The sequence below is a fragment of the Streptomyces sp. YKOK-I1 genome (assembly GCF_054660435.1).
On the sequence record NZ_BAAGDR010000001.1, the window covers coordinates 1,515,018 to 1,533,351 of the forward strand.

The following is an 18,334-nucleotide window of genomic DNA, read 5'->3' on the forward strand; positions in this document are numbered from 1 at the left end:
GGAGTTCCTCTCACCTCTCGCCGGCCTGTTCGGCCTCGACGATCCTGCGGAGTGCGAACCGCTGGAGTTTTCCGCTGGTGTTGCGCGGCAGCGCGCCGTGGAAGCGCACGTCACGCGGGTACTTGTAGGGCGCGAGGACCTGCTTGACGTGGTCCTGGATCTCCTTGGCCTTCGCCTCGTCGCCCTGGACGCCGTCCCGCAGCACGACGAACGCGCAGACGACCGAGCCGCGTTCGGGATCGGGCCGGGGCACGACCGCCGATTCGACGACGTCCGGGTGGGTGTCGATGGCGGCCTCCACCTCGGGGCCGCCGATGTTGTAGCCGGAGGAGACGATCATGCTGTCGCTGCGGGCGTGGTAGTGGAAGTAGCCGTCCTCGTCCCGGTGGAAGACGTCCCCGGTGATGTTCCAGCCGTCGAGGACGTAGTCCTCCTGGCGGGGGTCGTCGAGGTAGCGGCAGCCGACCGGGCCGATCACCCCGAGCCGGCCCGGCTCGCCCGGGCCGAGTTCCGTGCCGTCCACGTCCAGGACGGCGGCCCGGTAGCCGGGGACCGCACGGCCGGTGGCGCCGGGGCGGATGTCGTCGCCGGCGGCGGAGATGAAGATGTGCAGCAGTTCGGTGGCGCCGATGCCGTCGACGACCTTCAGACCGATCCGCCGGTGCAGGTCGTCCCAGGTGGAGCGGGGGATGTGCTCGCCCGCCGAGACGCCGACGCGCAGTCCGGTCAGGTCGCTCTCCGCTCCCTCGCGCAGGATGGCCCGGTAGGCGGTGGGCGCGGTCGCGAGGACGGTGACGCCGTGCTCGCGCACGAGACGGGCGAGCTGGAGCGGGGTGGCGGACTCGGTGAGCAGGGCGCAGGCGCCGGCCCGCAGCGGGAAGACGACCAGCATGCCGAGGCCGAAGGTGAAGGCGAGGGGGGCGGTGCAGGCGACCAGGTCGCCCGGGACCAGGCCGAGGGTGTGGCGGCCGAAGGTGTTGTCGATGGACAGGATGTCCCGGTGGAAGTGCATGGTGATCTTGGGGACGCCGGTGGAACCGGACGTGGGGCCGAGCAGCGCCACGTCGTCGGCGGCCGTGTCCACGGCGGTGAACACGCCGGACTTGGCGGCGGCCCGGGCGAGGAGGTCCCCGGGGCCGGTGCCGCCGTACTCCACGACGGTCAGCGAGGGGAGCACGGTGTCGCGCAGGGTGTGGACGTCCTCGGCGAAGCGGTGGTCGACCAGGGCGAGGGAGGGGCGGGTGCGTTCGGCGACCGGGGCGAGTTCACGGACGCCCAGGGCGGCCATGGTGGTGACGACGACTCCGCCGGCCTTGAGGACGCCGAGCCAGCAGGCCACCGTCCAGGGGGTGTTGGGCGAGCGGAGCAGGACGCGTCCGCCCGGTGTCAGGCCGAGGTCCTCGGTGAGGACCTGGGCGACCTGGTTGGCGCGGGTGCGCAGCTCGCCGTACGTCCAGAGGTCTCCGGCCGGGGTGCGCAGGGCGGGGCGGTCGGGGCCGTACCGGGAGACGGGGATGTCGATGAGTTCGGTCGCCGCGTTGAGGCGGTCCGGGTAGCGCAGTTCCGGGGTGGTGAACTCGACCGTCGGCCACAGGTGTGCGGGCGGCAGATGGTCGCGGGTGAAGGTGTCGACGTGGGCCGACGGCGAGAGGGGGCGTGGGAGGGTCAACGGAAGTGTCCTTCCGGGATCCCGCCGCGGGGGGCGGGTCAGGCGGGGCGGATCATGCCCTCCTGGACGACGGTGGCCAGGTGGCGGTGGTCGCGGGTGAAGAAGCGGCCCGTGCCGAGACCGCGGCCCGCGTCGGCGGCCGCCGCCTCCTGGACGTAGAGGAGCCAGTCGCCCATGGGGGCCGGGCGGTGGAACCACATGGCGTGGTCGAGGCTCGCGGTGACCAGTCCGGGGCGCGACCAGGGCAGGTCGAGGACCCGCAGGACGGGTTCGAGGATGGTGTAGTCGCAGACGTACGCCAGGGCGGCCAGGTCCCGCCCGGCGTCGGTGAGTCCGTCGACGGGGCGGAGCGGGTCGTACGGCTTGACCCAGACGGCCTGGTGCGGGAGGCGGTCCCCTTCGACGGTGAGGTAGACCGGGCCGGGGACGTGCCGCATGTCGAAGCCGCGGCCACCGGACCAGTAGCTCCTGACCTCCTCGGACAGGGGCGCGTCGGCGTGCCGGGCGAGGTACTCGGCCGAGGTGGGCAGGCCTTCGGGGCCGGGTACCTCCTCGTCCTCGGGGAGGGTGGCCTGGAAGGTCGAACCCGCCTCGCCCGCGGCGAAGTTGGCGAGGCAGACGTAGAGCGGCCTGCCGTTCTGGTAGCCGCGCACCTGGCGGGTGCTGTATCCGCGGCCGTCGCGGAGCACCTCCACCTCGTAGCGGACCTCGGCGCCGATGTCGGCCGGGCGCAGGAAGTAACTGTGCATCGAGTGCAGGGACTTGCCGTCGGTGACCGACCGCATGGCGGCGGCGGCCGCCTGGGCGACCAGGTCGCCGCCGTAGGCCTTGGGCCAGGGGCAGGGCTGGGTGACGGCGGTGAAGGCGAGGTCGAAGTGCTCGGGCTCGGCGGGCTTCAGGGTGACGGCGGCGGTGAAGACGGCCGAGGTCGGCGCCGGGCCGGTCATCGGTCCAGCCAGTCGCGCAGCTCGGCGTCGGCGATGTCGGGCAGGTTGACGACGATGTTCTCCGGGGTGCGGGTCGTCATCCAGGTCAGGGGCTTGGTGCGGGAGAGGTTGCACTCGACGTGCGGCATGAAGGGCGGCACGAAGACCCAGTCGCCCTCCTCCATGTCCACGTAGTCCTCGAACTTCTCGCCGAAGTAGATCCGCGCCCGGCCGGAGAGGACGTAGCCACCGGTCTCGGCCTCGCCGTGGTGGTGGGAGACGGAGCGGTAGCCGGGCTCGTTGCTGACCTTGCCGAACCACAGGCGGGTGGCGGGGGTGTGCTGGATGCTCACACCGGAGACCCGGACCGCGCCGCCCGAGTCGGCGGTGTCCGCGTTCTCCAGTCCGCCGCGGGTGACGACGGGGGCGACGATGCCGCTGGGCAGGCGGTACATCGCGTTGTCGCCCTCCAGCCGGTACTTGCTCAGGTCGGGCTCCATGGCACGGGCTCCGTTCGGTCGGGGCGGTCGGGTCCGGGATCCGATGTCTCGTATTTTTCACTGTCGTCAATTAAAGTCAATACATGCGGTCCGGTCGCGGGCCCGGTCAGCTCCTGTCAGCCCTGCCAGCCCTGTCAGCACCCGACGCTCCGGAGGCCGTATGTCCCCCGTCCCCGTGAACCCCGACTCGCTCCCCCGACCCAGCGGCTACTCGCACGGCACGCTGGCGGGGAACACGCTGTACCTGGGCGGACAGACCGCGCTGGACGCCGAGATGAAGATCGTTCCGGGCGGTGTCGTGGAGCAGTTCCGGCAGGCGTTCGGCAATCTGCTCACCACGCTGCGGGCGGCGGGCGGCGAACCCGGGGACCTGGTCAGCGTGACGCTGTACCTCACCGACATCCCCGACTACCAGGCGCACGGCAAGGAGATCGGCAAGGTGTGGCGCGAGCTCGCCGGGCCGGTCTACCCGGCGATGGCCGGCATCGGCTGCACCGCGCTGTGGCAGCCCGAGGCCGTGATCGAGATCCTTGGGGTCGCCGTGATCCCGGACGGCCGGCTCGTCGCCCCGCGGCCGTAGGGGCCCGGCATGAGACTCGCCTCCTTCACCCTGGACGGCGTACGGCGGGCGGGCGCCGTGCACCTGCCCGAGCGGACGGTCACCCTGCTGCCGGCGGAGATCGGCACGGTGGACGACATCGTGCGCGGCGGCCCCGAGGCCCTCGACGCGGCCCGCGCCGCACGCGGAGCGTCCCTGCCGCTCGCGGACGTCCCCCTGGAGTCCCCGCTGCAGCGCTTCCGCCGCGACATCCTGTGCACCGGCTGGAACTACCTCGACCACTTCGAGGAGTCACGCGGCAAGCGCGAGGGCCAGGACCCGGTGAGCCTGCCCGAGCACCCGGCCTTCTTCACCAAGGGCCCCGACACCGTCATCGGCCCGTACGACCCCGTCGCCTACGACCCCGGCCTCTCCGCGCAATGGGACTACGAGGCCGAGATCGCCCTCGTCATCGGCCGCGACGGACGCTCCGTCCCCGAGGAGAAGGCACTGGACCACGTCTTCGGCTACCTCGTCGCCAACGACGTCTCCCAGCGCGACCTCCAGCGGGCCCACGGCGGCCAGTGGCTCAAGGGCAAGAGCATCGACGCCACCATGCCTCTCGGCCCCTGGCTCACCACCGCCGACGAGATCGACGACCTCACCGCCCTGCGGGTCCAGTGCGAGGTCAACGGCCGCCTCCTGCAGAACGCGACCAGCGGCCAGATGGCCTTCTCCATCCCCCGGATCATCGCCGAACTCAGCCACGGCATGACCCTGCGCGCCGGGGACGTCGTCCTCACCGGCACCCCCAGTGGCATCGGCGGCGCGCGCGAACCGCAGATCTTCCTGCGGGACGGCGATGTCGTCGTCACCCGGGTCGGCGGTCTCGGCGAGCTGCGCAACACGGTGACGCGCACCCGGCTGACCTAGGCTGCCGGGAATGACCGCGCGGACGACCTCGGCGAGCGCCCCGGCAGGTGAGCGCGAGTCCCGCCACGCCCCGCTCATCCTCACGCTGTTCGGGCTCTACGCCCGGGACGGGCGCTCCTGGCTGTCGGTCGCGTCGCTGATCGCCCTGATGGCGGACCTCGGGGTGGAGAGCCGGGCCGTACGGTCCTCCGTGTCGCGGATGAAGCGCCGCGAGGTGCTGCGCGCCGAGCGGCTGGACGGGGTCGCCGGGTACGCGCCGGCCGACGCGACCCTCCAGACGCTCGCCGAGGGAGACGTGCGCATCTTCCGGCGGACCCGGGCCTGCCGCGAGGACGGCTGGGTGCTGGTGGTGTTCTCGGTGCCCGAGTCCGAGCGCGAGAAGCGGCACGAGCTGCGCACGGTCCTGACCCGGCTCGGCTTCGGCACGGCGGCCTCGGGGGTGTGGGTCGCCCCCGGGAACCTGGCGGCGGAGACACGGCGCACCCTGGAACGCCGCGAACTGTCCACGTACGTCGACCTGTTCACGGGTGATCACCTCGCGTTCGGGGACCCGCGGGAGAAGATCCGCTCCTGGTGGGACCTCGACGAACTCACCGGGCCGTACGCGGACAAACGGGATGAATTGCATCAGATGCAACACTCTGTGAGGCGGAAACAAGGCCGTTTCCGCTGGTCGGCGAGGCGGGCCCCGAAGGGGGCCGCCGAGCGGATCAAGCCCTGACCTGCACGTTAGCACATAGATTCATCATTGTTGCGTTTGATACAACAGGCTTGTGAGCACGCAAGCACCCGGTTCAGCGCACCTTGTCCTGGCCCGCAACGTCATCCATCTCGACCCCGCGCCGGCGGTGTTCGACGCGATGAAGGAGGGCTGGGCGAGGCAGCAGTCGGCCCGGTTCCTGAAGTCCTCGACGATCGACCCGCGGGTGCGTCTGATCGAGAGGCTGGAGGAGTTCACCGGTCAGTACCCCTGGCAATGGACCCCGGCGGACGGCGAGGCGTTCATCGCCCACCTGCGAAGCGGCAGCAAGCCGATCCAGATGTCGACGGCTCGCAGCTACGAGGTGACGATCGGCCTGTTCCTGGAGTACCTCCTCGACTCCCGATACGGCTGGATGCACGCGTGCTCGGAGCGGTTCGGCGAGGTTCCGCAGCAGGTCTTCCACGAGGGCAACTCGGTCCTGCACACCGTCGAGTACGAGGGCGACCCGCGCCGTCGGCCACTGGACTACGACGAGATCCAGGCTCTCTTCGACGCCGCCGATGCCCGGCCCGGCAAGATCCGTGGCCAGGGCCGTAAGGGCGCCCTGTCTGCTCTGCGGGACGCCGCCGTGCTCAAGACGATCTACGCCTACGGGACGCGCCGCACCGAGTCCTCCAGGCTTGACCTGGTCGACCTGCGGCGCAACCGGAAGGCCCCGCAGTTCCGCGGTTACGGCAGCGCGATGGTCCGCTTCGGCAAGTCCCAGAAGGGCTCGCCGCCCAAGCGGCGGACGGTGCTCACCGTCCCGGAGATGGACTGGTGCGTCGACGTGCTGGACCAGTGGGTGACCGAGATACGCCCGCAGTTCTCGCCCGGACGCCACCCCGCGCTCTGGGTGACGGAACGGTGCGGGCGCCTGTCGCCCCGATCGATCAACGAGGCTTTCGTCGCCGCCCGCGAGGCCGCCGGCCTCGACGAGGACCTAGACCTCCACTGCCTGCGCCACAGCTACATCACACACCTGACCGAGTTCGGCTATCCGGCCCGGTTCGTTCAGGAACAGGTCGGACACTCGCACGCGTCCACCACGGCGATCTACATGGGGGTCTCGAACGAGTACCGCAACAAGCTGTTGGAGGCTTCTCTCAAGGACCGGCTGGGCGACGACTGGGACGTGACGACATGATCAAGAAGATGGGCTACCAGTGGCGGCTGCGGCAGTTGATGGCCGAGAAGGAAATGTTCCAGACCTCTGACCTGGTGCCACTGCTGGCCGAACGAGGCGTCACCCTCTCGCGCGAACAGGTTTACCGGCTGGTGACTCAGCCGCCTCAGCGGATGAGCATGGACACCCTCGTCGCACTCTGCGACATCCTGCAGTGCACTCCGAACGACCTGATCAAGCCGGAGGTCGTCAACACCCAGTTCCGCAAGGTCGTCGGCGACGCCGACCCGACCCCGATCACACCGCGTCGAGCCGTCGTTCGCCGGCCCGGGAAGCCGTGAACCAGAAGCAGAGAAATCAGCGGGACCTCGCGGAGGCCAGGGCCAGCAACATCGGCCACGTCCGGCGCAGGATTCCGGAGCTGACCGAGCAGGGGGCCCAGGCCGTCCTCGAGCGAGCGAAGGCATGGGGCCCGATACCCGCACGCGAGCTGGCCCGGCACTTCGCCGAACGCGGTGACGCGCTCACCGCCCCGTCGCCCCACTGCCCGGTCGCACTGGTCCGGCTCTTGCGTCAGCTGGAAGCCGACGGCTTTGGGGAGGCAGTCACCCAGTTGTCCTGCGCCATGTGCGGCCGCAGCGACCGGGAGCTTCCCCGCCCGACTCCCCAGGGCCGCTGCTGCATGTGGTGTGTGTACCGAACCGAGCTGCGGAAGTGCGCCCGCTGCGGACAGGACGGCCTCATCGCCCGCCGACTCGAGGAGGGGCCGATCTGCAGACTCTGCTACAGCAGGGACTCCTCCCTCTCCTGGGAGGAGTGCGCGGGCTGCGGGCAGCGCAAGCTGCCAAAGAGCCGGCGTGAGGACGGCAAAGCACTGTGCCAGTCCTGTACTCCGAGGCCGGAGCGGAAGTGCAGCCGATGCGGAAAACTTCGACCAGCCCACGCCAACACCGACGACGGACCCGTCTGCAACAGCTGCTACGAGCCCCCGCCCCGACTCTGCGGAGGCTGCGGCAACCTCCGACGGATCAGAGTCCGTGCCGCCGACGGACAGCCCGAGCTCTGCCAGAACTGCAACACGGGGCCGCTTGGGGTGTGCAGCGTCTGCGACCGGCAGACGCGTGTCTACCGCGTGAGGGAGCGAGGAGGCGCCCTCCACTGTGACCGCTGCCGGCCTCGCACACTTGCGCAGTGCGCCGACTGCGGCCGTGAGCGTGACGTGCGGGCCAACTGGCCCATCGGCCCGGTCTGCGACACCTGCTTCAATCGGCGCCGGCGGAACCCCGCGTCTTGCTCGCGATGCCAGACTACCCAGGTCCTGATCGGCCGCGCTGACGACGGAGGCGATCTCTGCGGGCCCTGCTGCGGCACGGACATCACCTACAGCTGCAGCCGCTGCGGCTTTCCCGGCGACATCTATGACGCCGGACTCTGCACCCGATGCGCGGTCGGTGACCGCGTGCGCCAACTCCTCACGCAAGGGGACGGCCCCGTCCCGCCGGCACTCCGTCCGCTGGGCGTCTCTGGACGCCCTGTCCCAGGACTACAACTCGACCCATCACTTCCGGAAGCTCTTGGTGGCGACCGGCGTCCTGCCGGAGCGAAACGAGAACCTCGCCCGTCTGGAACTGTGGTCTGCCGATGTCCTGGCACGACTTCCGCAGCATCAGATGAAGATCATCCGTCCCTTTGCCGAGTGGCACATCATCCGCGACGCACGACGCCGGTCGTCCCGCGGCCGGTACACCACCAACGCCGCCACCAGCGATCGCAGGGACATCCGCGCCGCGATCGACTTCCTGAACTGGCTCGATGAGAAGCAGCTCGACCTGGCCGCAGCCGGCCAGGAGGACCTGGACCTCTGGCTCACCACTCATGCCACACGCCGAAGGTCGATCGGAGCCTTCATCCGATGGGCCAAGGCCCGACGACTCAACAGCACGATGGCCCTCACGGCAGAGCGAACCGGTCTCCCAACCCAGTTCATCACCGAAACTGCGTTGAACGAACAACTAAAACGCTGCCTGAACGACGACCAACTCCCCCTCGACGTTCGCATCGCGGGCGCTTTGATCGGGCTCTACGCCCTGCCCGTCGTCCGCCTGGTCGAACTGACCACTGACAGGTTCGAACGCACTGGGGACAACGCCTACCTCACCATCGAACGCAACCCCGTCCTCCTGCCGCCCAAACTGGCACTGCTCATCGAGCAACAGATCGCACGACCGACGGTCCGCTCCATGCTCCGGCCGCCACAGGACGGCCGCCCTACCTACTTGCTTCCCGGCGTGCCAGCTCACCGCCCGATCACGGCGCAGAGGATCGTGAACAAGCTCCGAAAGCACGGCCTGGAAGTCATCAGCGCCCGCAACACCGCCATGCTCGAAGCCGTTGCCGACCTGCCTCCCATCGTGATCAGTGACCTCTTCGGCGTCAGCGCAGGCAGCGCCCACAGGTGGGCTAGGTTCGCCCAGGACAGCTGGACCGACTACGTCGCTGCCTGCAAGAACGACGACGCGCAGCCGCCTGAGAGATCTTGAAGGACCAGTGACGGGACCATCCGCGAGAAATGCTGCGACACCTCGATGTGGCAGGCCCGACAATCGTTCGATGACTGCCAAGAAGCGTTGCCTCACCCTCCATGTTGTCGTTCCTGATCTTCCGCAGAGGGGCGCAAGCGTGGAGGTCCGACCGCTGGTCGACAGTGAGGACATCTTGGCTGAGGTGTTCACAGAAGGGCCGGGCGAAGATCCCAAGTACCTCTTGCTGCCGGACGGCCCTCTCACGGCTGGTCCTGAGCCGCACGAGGTGCGGCTGGCCGAGGCAACGTGTACCGAAGGGTGCTGCGGCGCTCTCTACGTGACCATCCGGCGCGACGGCGACCACGTGATCTGGAGCGAGTGGCGCAACCCCGACGAGGACAACGTTGACCTGCCTGAGTTCTGGTTCGATGCTCAGGAGTACCAGACAGAGGTAGAGCGAGCCGTTGCGGACCACAGTTGGGAGTGGCCAGCACGCACCGTTGCCCGGCTGCTGGAGCTGGACCTCAGAGAGCGCGCCGGCTGGCTTGCACGGTGGGAATGTGAACTCGGCGGCGTGTCCGCCTGGCTTTGGGAGCCCGACCAGATCAACCTCTTCCTCTTCCATCCGGGCCGCTCGGCCATCGGGGAAGACCGCCCATGGCTGCAGTTCCGGATGGTGCTTGACGTCTCCAATGACGACCCTGAAAGTCAGGCCGAGAGACTTGCTGAGCAACTCGTGGCGGGTGACCCACGTCAGACAGCCGAGGTCTGCGGCGGATCTCCGGAGTACGCCAGACAGCTTGGTTACCCGTGGCCGCAGCGGCGGAGGACCTGAACGCGAGGAACACCGCGCTCCGACAGGAACAGTGCAGGGTTGGAACACTGCCTCTTCACCAGTCTTCCTGCGCCGGTACGGCCCCGTCCTGGACGTGGCGCTGGAGCGCGCGCCGGAGCCCCTGGAGGCGTTCCGGACCTATGTGCCGATGCTGACCCAGTGGCGTCGGCTGCCCTACCGGGACCCTGGCCTCCCCCTCGACCTGCTGCCGCCGGACTGGAAGGGGGTGGCCGCCGCCGGCCTGTTCGAGCGGCTCGACGCCCTGCTGAGACCCGCCGCCGCGAGCCACGCGGCCGCGGTGGTCAGAGCGTGAGCAGCTCCTCGTAGAACCCGCCGAAGCCGTGCACGCGGTCGACGAGGTGGATCTCGAGGATCCAGTGGCAGCGGCGGCCCGCCTTGTCGGTGCGGCGCAGCGGGGTGTCGTTGGCGGGGGTGATGTACGACTCGACGTCCGCGCCGTCGATCCACTCGTGCGGGAACTCGCCGACCAGATGCCCGGCGTGCCAGCCGCCCAGCTCCCAGCCCGCCTCGGCGGCCAGCCGCTCGACCTCGGCGTACAGCCGCTTGCCCGTGATGTCGGGGTCGCTCTCGAAGAAGCGGCGGCCGGCGGCGAAGACCTTCGGCAGGTCGTCGCGCAGCCGGTGCTTGACCGGGTCGTCGCCGAGGACGAAGGTCCGGCCGAAGTCGGCCTCGTACTCCTCGAAGATCGGCCCGAAGTCGGCGAACACGATGTCGTCCGCGCCGATCGGCCGGTCCGGCGGGTTCTCCTTGTACGGCATCAGCGTGTTCGGGCCCGAGCGCACGATCCGCTTGTGCCAGTGCCGGGTCGTGCCGAACAGCTCGTTCGCCAGGTCACGGATCCGGTCGCTGACCGCCCGCTCCCCCTCCCCCGGCGCGACGAGCCCGCGCTCCTCGATCTCCGCGAAGAGCCGCACAGCCTTCGCCTGGGCGTCCGACAGCCGTGCGGCGCGGGTGGCTTCGTCATCCGTCATACCCGGGAGGGTACAAGTCCGAAGATCACGCCGCGTACGCTCCTCGAGCCCGGACGAGGTGAACGCGGACCTGGTGGAGTTCCTCACCTCGCTGGGCTGAGCCCGGCGCGGTCAGGGCCCCGGGGGCGCGGGGCGGACGAGGCCGGTCTGGTAGGCGATGACGACGAGCTGGGCGCGGTCGCGGGCGCCGAGTTTGGTCAGGGAACGCTGGATGTGGCTGCGTACGGTCAGGACGCTCAGGACCAGTTCCTCGGCGATCTCGTCGTTGGACCTGCCCCGGGCGGCGAGTGTGGTGACCTCGCGTTCCCGCGGGGTGAGGGCGGCCAGGCGCTCCGGTGACGCCAGGAGTGCGCCGGGGGCCGGGGCGGCGAGGAAGCGGGTGATGAGGGCGCGGGTGGCGCCGGGCGACAGGAGCGCCTCGCCTGCGGCGACGGTGCGGATGCCGGCGAGGAGGGTGTCGGTGGTGACGTACTTGCCGAGGAAGCCGCTCGCGCCGACCCGCAGCGCCCTGGCGACGTACTCGTCCGTCTCGAACATGGTGAGGACGAGCACCCGGGTGCCGGTCAGGTCGGGGTCCTCGCAGATGGCGGCGGTGGCGGCGAGGCCGTCCGTGCCGGGCATCCGGATGTCCATCAGGACGAGGTCGGGGCGCAGGGCGCGGGCGCGGTCGACGGCCTCGGCGCCGTTCGCGGCCTCGCCGACCACCTCCAGGTCCTCGCAGGAGTCGATGAGCAGCCGGAACGTGCCCCTCAGCAGGGCCTGGTCGTCGGCCAGCAGGACGCGCACGGTCATCGGACCGCCCCGCTCTCCGGCGCGGTGTGTTCCGGCGCCCCCTGTTCTTCTTCCGGGGCGAGGGAGTGCAGCGGCAGGGCGGTGGCGACCTCGAAGCCGCCTCCGGGGCGCGGACCGGCCCGCAGGTCTCCGCCCACCGCGTGGGCGCGTTCGCGCATGCCCATCAGGCCGAAGCCGCCGCCCGGCACGGCCGAGGGCGTGGCGTCCTCGTTGGTGACCGAGATGAGCAGCCGGGACCCGGAGTACGTGAGGCACACCCGGGCGCCCCGGTCCGAGCCGTGCTTGGTCGCATTGGTGAGCGCCTCCTGGACGATCCGGTACGCCGTCAGGTCCACGCCCGGGGACAGCGGGCGGGGTTCGCCCTCCGTGACGACGGTGACGTCGAGGCCGGCGGCCTCGCAGGCGGCGATCAGCTCGGGGAGACGGGACAGTCCCGGCGAGGGTTCCAGGGATTCGGCGTCGGGGTCGCCGCTCTGCCGCAGCACCCCCACCGTGGCGCGCAGTTCGAGCAGCGCGGAGGACGTGGTGGTGGTCAGCTCGTCGAGCAGCCGCCGGGCCTGCTCGGGGCGGGTGGCCGCGAGATGGCGGGCGGTGCCGGCCTGGGCGTTGGCGACGGCCATGTGATGGGCGACGACGTCGTGGAGGTCGCGGGCGATCCGCATGCGCTCCTCGGCGACCCGCAACCGGGCCTCCTCCTCCCGGGTGCGCTCGGCGTGCGCCGCGCGGGCCTGCACCGATTCCACGTAGGCGGTGCGCAGACGGGCGTTGCCGCCGCCGACGATCGGCAGCAGCAGCCACAGGACGGGGCCGACGGTGCGCAGCGTCAGCATGTCGGTGTCGGGGCGGTCCAGTACGGCGGTGAGCACCACCATCGCCATGATGACCAGCCCGTATCCCCGGGTGGTCCGGCGGTCGGTGCCGGCCGCCAGCCAGTAGAGGGCCAGCATGAGGGGGGCCAGCAGCAGGGGGGTGAGCAGATAGCCCAGGGAGCCGGTGGCCACGGTGCAGGCGGTGACGACGGCGACGGCGGTGCGCGGGTGGCTGCGGGCCTTGAGCAGGGCGAGGCAGGAGACGGCCGCGAGGAGCATGCCGGGCCAGGTCTGGTCCGGCCGGCTGATCCCGGGGACGCGGATCGAGGCGCCGAAGGCCGCGCAGCCGAGCAGGGCCATGGCGGTGACCACGTCCATGGCACGGCGGTGGCGCCCCCTGGGGCGTTCCGGACTGCTGGTGGTCATGGGTTTCTCCGGGTGCAGAGCGTGCCTCCATGGTGGACGACCCGCGGGACGCGCTGTCCCGCGGGTCGTCCGCCGAGCGCCGGGGCGGGCCCGGCGGTCCCTCGGGCCGCAGGGTCAGGCGCGGGCCTCGGCCGGCCGGTCCGGGGTGGCGTCGGAGGCGGGGGCGGGGGTGGCGGCCGTGGGGGCGGTGCGATGGCGGGTGAGGGTCTCGCCCTCCACGTCGACCCGGGGCAGCAGCCGGTCCAGTGGGCGCGGCAGCCACCAGGCCCGGTCGCCGAGCAGCGCGAGGACGGCGGGCACGAGCGCCATCCGGACCACGAAGGCGTCGAGGAGCACGGCGGTGGCCATGCCGAAGCCGATCATCTTGATCATGGACTCGCCCTCGCCGATGAACCCGGCGAACACCGCGATCATGATGAGCGCCGCCGCCACGACGACCCGGGCGCTGTGCCGGAACCCGGAGACGACCGCCTCTCCGGCCGGCTCGCCGTGGACGTACGCCTCCCGCATCCGGGAGACGAGGAAGACCTCGTAGTCCATGGCCAGTCCGAAGACGATGCCCACCAGGAAGATCGGCATCAGGCTCATGATCGGGCCGGTCTGCTCCACCCCGAACAGGGTGGCGGCGTGACCCTGCTGGAAGACCAGGACGACCGCGCCGAGCGCCGCGAGCACCGACAGGAGGAAGCCGAGCGCCGCCTTGAGGGGGACGAGCAGGGAGCGGAAGACCACCAGCAGGAGCAGTGCGGCGAGGCCGACGACGGTGACGAGGTACGGGACCAGCGCGGCCTGGACCTTGGCCGCCACGTCGATGTTGAGGGCGGTGGTCCCGGTGACCTCGTAGGACGCGCCGGCCGCCGACTCGATGGCGGGACGCTCCTCGCGGACGGTCTTGACGAGGGTCTTCGTCCGCTCGTCCGTCGGGCTGGTGGACGGTGTGGCGGTGAACACCGCGGTGTCCCCGGCGGCGTTGAAGCGGGGCCGGGTGACGGAGACGATTCCGTCGGTGGCGGCGATCCGTTCGCCGATGGCCGTCACGGCGGTCTCGGCGTCGGTGGTGCCCCGGGCGTCGACGACGATGGTCAGCGGTCCGTTGAAGCCGGGTCCGAAGCCCTGGGCGAGGGCGTCGTAGGCGCGGCGCTCGGTGGTGGAGGTGGACTTGGCCTCGTCGCCGGGCATGCCCAGCTGCAACTGCGTCATGGGGATCGCGAGGGCGCCGAGGCCCAGGACGCCGAGCACCAGCACCGGCACCGGGCGGCGCAGCACGAGACGGGCCCACCGGGTCCCGCGGTTGTCACCGCCCTGTGGTGCGTCGTCCCGCGTCGTCCGGCGCCCGAACCGCGGCAGGCGACCGCGCCCGGCTCCCGCCCGCACCGCCTCCGGCCAGAATCCGAGCAGGGCCGGGACCACGGTCAGCGCGACGACTACGGCGACCACGACCGCGCCCGCCGCCGCCAGCCCCATCCTGGTCAGCATCGGGATGCCCACCACCGCCAGGCCGGCCAGCGCGATCACCACGGTCAGGCCCGCGAAGACGACCGCCGAGCCCGCCGTGCCGACGGCCAGACCGGCCGCCTCCTCGGCGCTGTGGCCCCGGTCGCGCTCCTCCCGGTAGCGGGAGACCACGAACAGGGCGTAGTCGATGCCGACGGCCAGGCCCAGCATCATCGCCAGGGTGCCGGTACTGGTGGACAGGCCCAGGGGGTCGGCCAGCAGGGTGAGCGTGAACATGCTCAGGCCGACGCCGAGGACCGCGGTCAGCAGCGGCAGCCCGGCGGCGGCCATCGAGCCGAAGGTGACCAGCAGGACGAGGGCCGCCACCGTGATGCCGACGATCTCGGCGACGCCGCCCGGTCCCCCGCCGGAGTCCATCGCGGACCCGCCGGCCTCGACGGTGAGCCCGGCCTCCCGCGCCCGGTCGGCCGCCTTCTCCAGCGCCGTCCGGCTGGCGTCGGTGACCTCGGCGGACGGCACCTTGTAGGTGACGGTCGCGTAGGCCGTGGAGCCGTCGGCGCCGACCGCCTTCGTCGCGAAGGGGTCCGCGACGGCGGCGACCTGGGCACCGCCGGCCAGGGCGTGCACGGTGTCCTCGATGGCGGCCCGCTCCTGCGAGGCGGTCACCTTGCGCCCGTCCGGGGCGACGAACACGACGCGGGCGGTGGCCCCGTCGGCGGCGGAGCCGGGGAAGCGCTCGCCCAGCAGGTCGAACGCCTTCTGGGACTCGATGCCCGGCGCCGAGAACTCCTCGTCGGAGGCTCCCGGCGCCTGTGCCGCCCCCAGTCCCACGGCGGCCAGGACGACCGCCCACAGCAGGGCGACGTACCAGCGCCGCCGGAAGGCCAGCCGGCCCAGTCGATAGAGAAAAACAGCCACGTCAGCGAACTCCCGGTCCGATCTCACTCGTCCGCCCACACTCCCCCGGCGGGGGGCGCCGCGTCGTCGTGCGGCTAGGGGCACTGCGGGCTGCTGAAATCGGAGGACGTCCTACAGAAACCGCAGTACGTCCCGGGTCGCGCTCTCCTCCTCCGGTACGACGCCCGGCGCCGGCCGGCTATGGACGGCGGTCGAGGGCCGCGCGGGTCATCAGGCCGGCCAGGGCCGAGCGGGACGGCACCGAGGTCTTGCGGTAGATGGCCGACAGGTGGGTCTCGACGGTGCGGCGGCTGAGGAACAGCTTGGTGGCGATGGCCTGGTTGCCGAGGCCTTCGGCGACGAGTTCGGCGATCTGCCGTTCGCGTGCGGTGAGGTGGTCGAGTTCGGTGGGGGCGGGCGGGGGTTCCTCGGTGCGGGGGCGGATCAGTGCGGCGAGGTCGGTGAGGAGGCGGGCGCCGCCTGTGTCGGCGAGGCGGGCGGCCCGTTCCCACAGCGCGGTGGCGTGCGGGTGGTCGCCCGTCGCCTGTGCCTGGACGGAGGCCAGCAGCAGGGAGTAGGCCTCCCAGAGGGTGGCGCCGGAGGGGGCGTAGGCGTGGGCGGCTTCCTCGAGGAGGCGGGCGGCGGTGGCGGGGTCGCCGTGGTGCTGGGCGAGGGCCGCCCGGGCCCGCAGGGCCGCTCCGCGCTGGCCGTTCAGCCCGATGCGGTCGGCCTCCTCGGCGGCCCGGGCTGCCCAGCGCGCGGCCTGTTCGGGGTCGCCGGTGGCGAGGGCGGTGGCGACGAGGGTGTCGAGCTGGCCGGGGCGGGTGGAGGGTTGCAGGCCGTGCAGGTCGGGGCCGCCGGCGCGCAGGATGGCCTCCTGGGCGCGGTGCGGGTCGCCGCCGACCAGGGCGATGTGGCCGAGGACGCAGCCGGCCAGGGAGGCCCACCAGTGGCGGCTGGCGCCGGCGGCGGCCACGGCCTCCTCGGCCGTGGCGAGCGCCTGGGGGTCGCCGAGCGGGCGGCGCAGCAGGAGGATCAGCGACTTGAAGCTCAGGGTGAAGGCGAGCAGGTCGCCGCTGGCGACGGCGCGGGCGACGGATTCCGCCTCCTCGGCCGCGGCGAGGGCGCTGGGCAGCCGGCAGGTGGTCAGATGGAGGAAGGCGCGGGCGGTGAGCAGATGGGGCAGGACGTGGACCTGGCCGCTGCGGCGGGCGATGTCCAGCCCTCGGTCGGTGTGGCGTTCGGCGTCGGCGTGGCGTTCGAGCAGGGCCTCGGCCCAGGCCAGCCAGACCAGCGCCTCGGAGAGTTCGGTGAGGTCGGGGTCGGTCGTCGCGTCGGCGAGGGCGGCCGCGGCCCGGACCGACCGGGTCGCCGCCGCCGTGTCGCCCTCGTAGGCCTCGCCCAGCGCGGCCAGCGCCAGCGCGCCCAGTTCTCCCATCGGGTCGTCGTGGGAACGGGCCACCGCGAGCGTGCGGGCGAGGTCCTCGCGGACGGCCGGGTAGCTGACGGTGTTCAGCGCGGCCATGCCGAGCGCGAGACCCAGGGAGACCGCCTGGCGCGGGCCGGGGCCGGGTTCGCGGGTCAGCTCCCGCTGGAGCAGGGCGGTCGCCTCCGGGGAGTGCCCCAGGTGCCGTTCCATCATGGCGCACAGCGCCGTCGCGTCCCCGCGCAGCACGGCGTCCTCGGGCCCGCAGCGGCTGATCAGCGCGTGGAGCAGGTCCCGGCTCTCGCGCAGGCTGCCACCGACCGCGAGCGCCCGGGCGCGGGCCAGTGTCAGCTCGTCCCGGCGGGCCGTGTGGGCGGGGGTGTCCGGCATCAGCCGCAGGACGACGTCCAGCAGATGGGCGGCGGTCGCGGGTGCGGTGTGGGCGTACCCGGCGGCCGCCTCGGTGAGCACGGCCGCCGACACCGGGTTCCAGCCCGTCAGCGACCGTTCGACATGGTGGGCGCGCTCGGCGGCGCGGGCGCCGGTGCGGGCCAGTTCCTCCGCGACGGCGCGGTGGAGCTCGGTGCGGCGCGGCGCGGGGGTGTGCTCGTAGACCAGGGCGCGCAGCAGCGGATGACGCAGCACCCAGCGGCCGTCGGACGCCGTGCGCAGCAGATCCCGCCGCACCGCCGCGCCGGTACGGGTCTCCAGCTCCTGCGCCGTGGGGTTGCCGGTGACCAGCCGCAGCAGGGCGGGCGTGGCCTGCTCGCCGAGGACCGCCACCGCCTCGACCGTACGGCGTTCCTCCTCGCTCAGGGCCGTGAGTTCCTCCAGGAGCAGCGCCGCCAGTCCGTCCGGCACCCCGGCGGCGGTGATCCCGCGGGCCGGGGGCAGGGGCCCTCCCCTGCGGTGGGCGTGCAGCAGGCACCGCAGGTAGAGGGGGTTGCCCTCGCCTGACGTGTAGACCCGTCGCGCGTCCCGCGGCGGCAGATCGGGGGCGTACGCCTCGATCCACTCCCGCTCGGGCAGCGGCCCCAGCGGCACCCGGAGCACGGTCCCCCGGTCCACGCCCCGGGTGAGCGCGGCGGCGAGCGGGCGCGGGGTCTGCCGTTCCCGCCGGGCGACGACCAGCGCCACCCGCCCGCGCACCGGATGCCGGACGAGCTGGTCGAGGAGTTCCAGGGACGCCGGGTCCGCCCAGTGCAGATCGTCCAGCGCCAGCACCACTCCGCCCTGTTCGGCGAGACCGCTCAGCACCTCCGCCACCGCGCGGTAGAGCCCGAACCGGTCACGGCCCTCGCCCCGCGCCGGCGCCTCACGCACCCCGTACAGCACCGCGGCCGCCGCCTCGGGTACGGCGCCGGAGGCGAGGAAGGCGGGATCGGCATCGGCGAAGGCGTCGGTGAACGGCTGGAACGGGGTGTGCCGTTCGAACTCGGTGGCCGTCCCCCGCAGCACGGTCAGCCCGTGTCGCCGGGCCCGCGTGCCGAGTTCGCCCAGCAGCCGGCTCTTGCCCATGCCGGCGTCCGCGGAGAGGTCGACCACGGCGGGAACGCCGTCCCGCCCGAGACCGCCGATCACCTCGTCGAGGCGCGCGAGTTCCTCGGTCCTGCCGACCAGCCGTATCGCCGTCTCGTCCCACTCCGGCACCGGTTCATCTCCGTCCGTCCGTGTCGTACCGCTTGCGGCCATCATGCCCGGAACGGCATCCGGCCTGGTCCGGCAACCGTTGGGGCCGCCGTCGTC

Annotated in this window: 16 protein-coding genes; 8 read left to right on the plus strand and 8 right to left on the minus strand. The window is 72.0% G+C overall.

What is annotated here, in order from left to right; all coding sequences use genetic code 11:
• Positions 1-10: 10 nt before the first annotated feature.
• The 3 genes from ACYQ8Q_RS06205 to ACYQ8Q_RS06215 are packed head-to-tail and all read right to left on the minus strand — an operon-like array spanning position 11 to position 3,095.
• On the minus strand, positions 11-1,669 hold the full coding sequence (locus ACYQ8Q_RS06205; protein WP_460062639.1) for an AMP-binding protein: 1,659 nt from the start codon (positions 1,667-1,669) through the stop codon (positions 11-13).
• Between the two features lie 38 nt (positions 1,670-1,707).
• A complete protein-coding gene (locus tag ACYQ8Q_RS06210; protein ID WP_460062640.1) occupies positions 1,708-2,616 on the minus strand; it encodes an acyl-CoA thioesterase in 909 nt (302 codons plus the stop codon).
• Positions 2,613-3,095, minus strand: coding sequence for a cupin domain-containing protein (locus ACYQ8Q_RS06215; RefSeq protein ID WP_055635202.1), 483 nt, complete (start codon positions 3,093-3,095; stop codon positions 2,613-2,615). Before ACYQ8Q_RS06215 ends, ACYQ8Q_RS06210 begins: the two co-directional genes overlap by 4 nt.
• A gap of 160 nt (positions 3,096-3,255) precedes the next feature.
• On the opposite strand from ACYQ8Q_RS06215, the gene ACYQ8Q_RS06220 reads away from it, so the two are divergent.
• From ACYQ8Q_RS06220 to ACYQ8Q_RS06255, 8 genes are all read left to right on the plus strand, one after another.
• Positions 3,256-3,675, plus strand: a complete 420-nt coding sequence (locus ACYQ8Q_RS06220; RefSeq protein WP_460062641.1) for a RidA family protein — start codon at positions 3,256-3,258, stop codon at positions 3,673-3,675.
• Positions 3,676-3,684: 9 nt separating this feature from the next.
• Entirely contained in the window at positions 3,685-4,566 is an 882-nt protein-coding gene (locus tag ACYQ8Q_RS06225; protein ID WP_460062642.1) for a fumarylacetoacetate hydrolase family protein, read from the plus strand.
• Positions 4,567-4,576: 10 nt separating this feature from the next.
• Positions 4,577-5,287, plus strand: coding sequence for a PaaX family transcriptional regulator (locus ACYQ8Q_RS06230; protein ID WP_460062644.1), 711 nt, complete (start codon positions 4,577-4,579; stop codon positions 5,285-5,287).
• Between the two features lie 139 nt (positions 5,288-5,426).
• The gene (locus ACYQ8Q_RS06235) at positions 5,427-6,455 is read left to right on the plus strand and encodes a tyrosine-type recombinase/integrase (RefSeq protein WP_460073193.1); all 1,029 of its coding nucleotides are present in this window, start codon (positions 5,427-5,429) and stop codon (positions 6,453-6,455) included.
• Positions 6,452-6,775, plus strand: a complete 324-nt coding sequence (locus ACYQ8Q_RS06240; protein WP_460062645.1) for a helix-turn-helix domain-containing protein — start codon at positions 6,452-6,454, stop codon at positions 6,773-6,775. The genes ACYQ8Q_RS06235 and ACYQ8Q_RS06240 overlap by 4 nt, the downstream gene beginning before the upstream one ends.
• Before the next feature lie 1,236 nt (positions 6,776-8,011).
• The gene (locus ACYQ8Q_RS06245) at positions 8,012-8,974 is read left to right on the plus strand and encodes a hypothetical protein (RefSeq protein ID WP_460062646.1); all 963 of its coding nucleotides are present in this window, start codon (positions 8,012-8,014) and stop codon (positions 8,972-8,974) included.
• Positions 8,975-9,044: 70 nt separating this feature from the next.
• Positions 9,045-9,791: a hypothetical protein gene (locus tag ACYQ8Q_RS06250; protein WP_460062648.1), complete on the plus strand. Its 747-nt coding sequence runs from the start codon at positions 9,045-9,047 to the stop codon at positions 9,789-9,791.
• Positions 9,792-9,822: 31 nt separating this feature from the next.
• On the plus strand, positions 9,823-10,104 hold the full coding sequence (locus tag ACYQ8Q_RS06255) for a PaaX family transcriptional regulator C-terminal domain-containing protein (RefSeq protein ID WP_460062650.1): 282 nt from the start codon (positions 9,823-9,825) through the stop codon (positions 10,102-10,104).
• Here the strand turns inward: ACYQ8Q_RS06255 and ACYQ8Q_RS06260 are convergent.
• From ACYQ8Q_RS06260 to ACYQ8Q_RS06280, 5 genes are all read right to left on the minus strand, one after another.
• Positions 10,094-10,783 (minus strand): M24 family metallopeptidase, encoded by a 690-nt coding sequence (locus ACYQ8Q_RS06260; protein ID WP_460062651.1) that lies wholly within the window; start codon positions 10,781-10,783, stop codon positions 10,094-10,096. The genes ACYQ8Q_RS06255 and ACYQ8Q_RS06260 overlap by 11 nt on opposite strands.
• Before the next feature lie 111 nt (positions 10,784-10,894).
• Positions 10,895-11,575 carry a response regulator transcription factor gene (locus ACYQ8Q_RS06265; protein WP_460062652.1) on the minus strand — a complete coding sequence of 227 codons (681 nt, stop codon included), beginning with the start codon at positions 11,573-11,575 and terminating at the stop codon, positions 10,895-10,897.
• A complete protein-coding gene (locus tag ACYQ8Q_RS06270) occupies positions 11,572-12,810 on the minus strand; it encodes a sensor histidine kinase (protein ID WP_460062653.1) in 1,239 nt (412 codons plus the stop codon). The genes ACYQ8Q_RS06265 and ACYQ8Q_RS06270 overlap by 4 nt, the downstream gene beginning before the upstream one ends.
• 114 nt (positions 12,811-12,924) lie before the next feature.
• Positions 12,925-15,183, minus strand: a complete 2,259-nt coding sequence (locus ACYQ8Q_RS06275) for an MMPL family transporter (protein WP_460062654.1) — start codon at positions 15,181-15,183, stop codon at positions 12,925-12,927.
• Between the two features lie 178 nt (positions 15,184-15,361).
• Complete coding sequence (locus tag ACYQ8Q_RS06280; protein WP_460062656.1) at positions 15,362-18,238, minus strand: helix-turn-helix transcriptional regulator; 2,877 nt, start codon at positions 18,236-18,238, stop codon at positions 15,362-15,364.
• Positions 18,239-18,334: the final 96 nt, after the last annotated feature.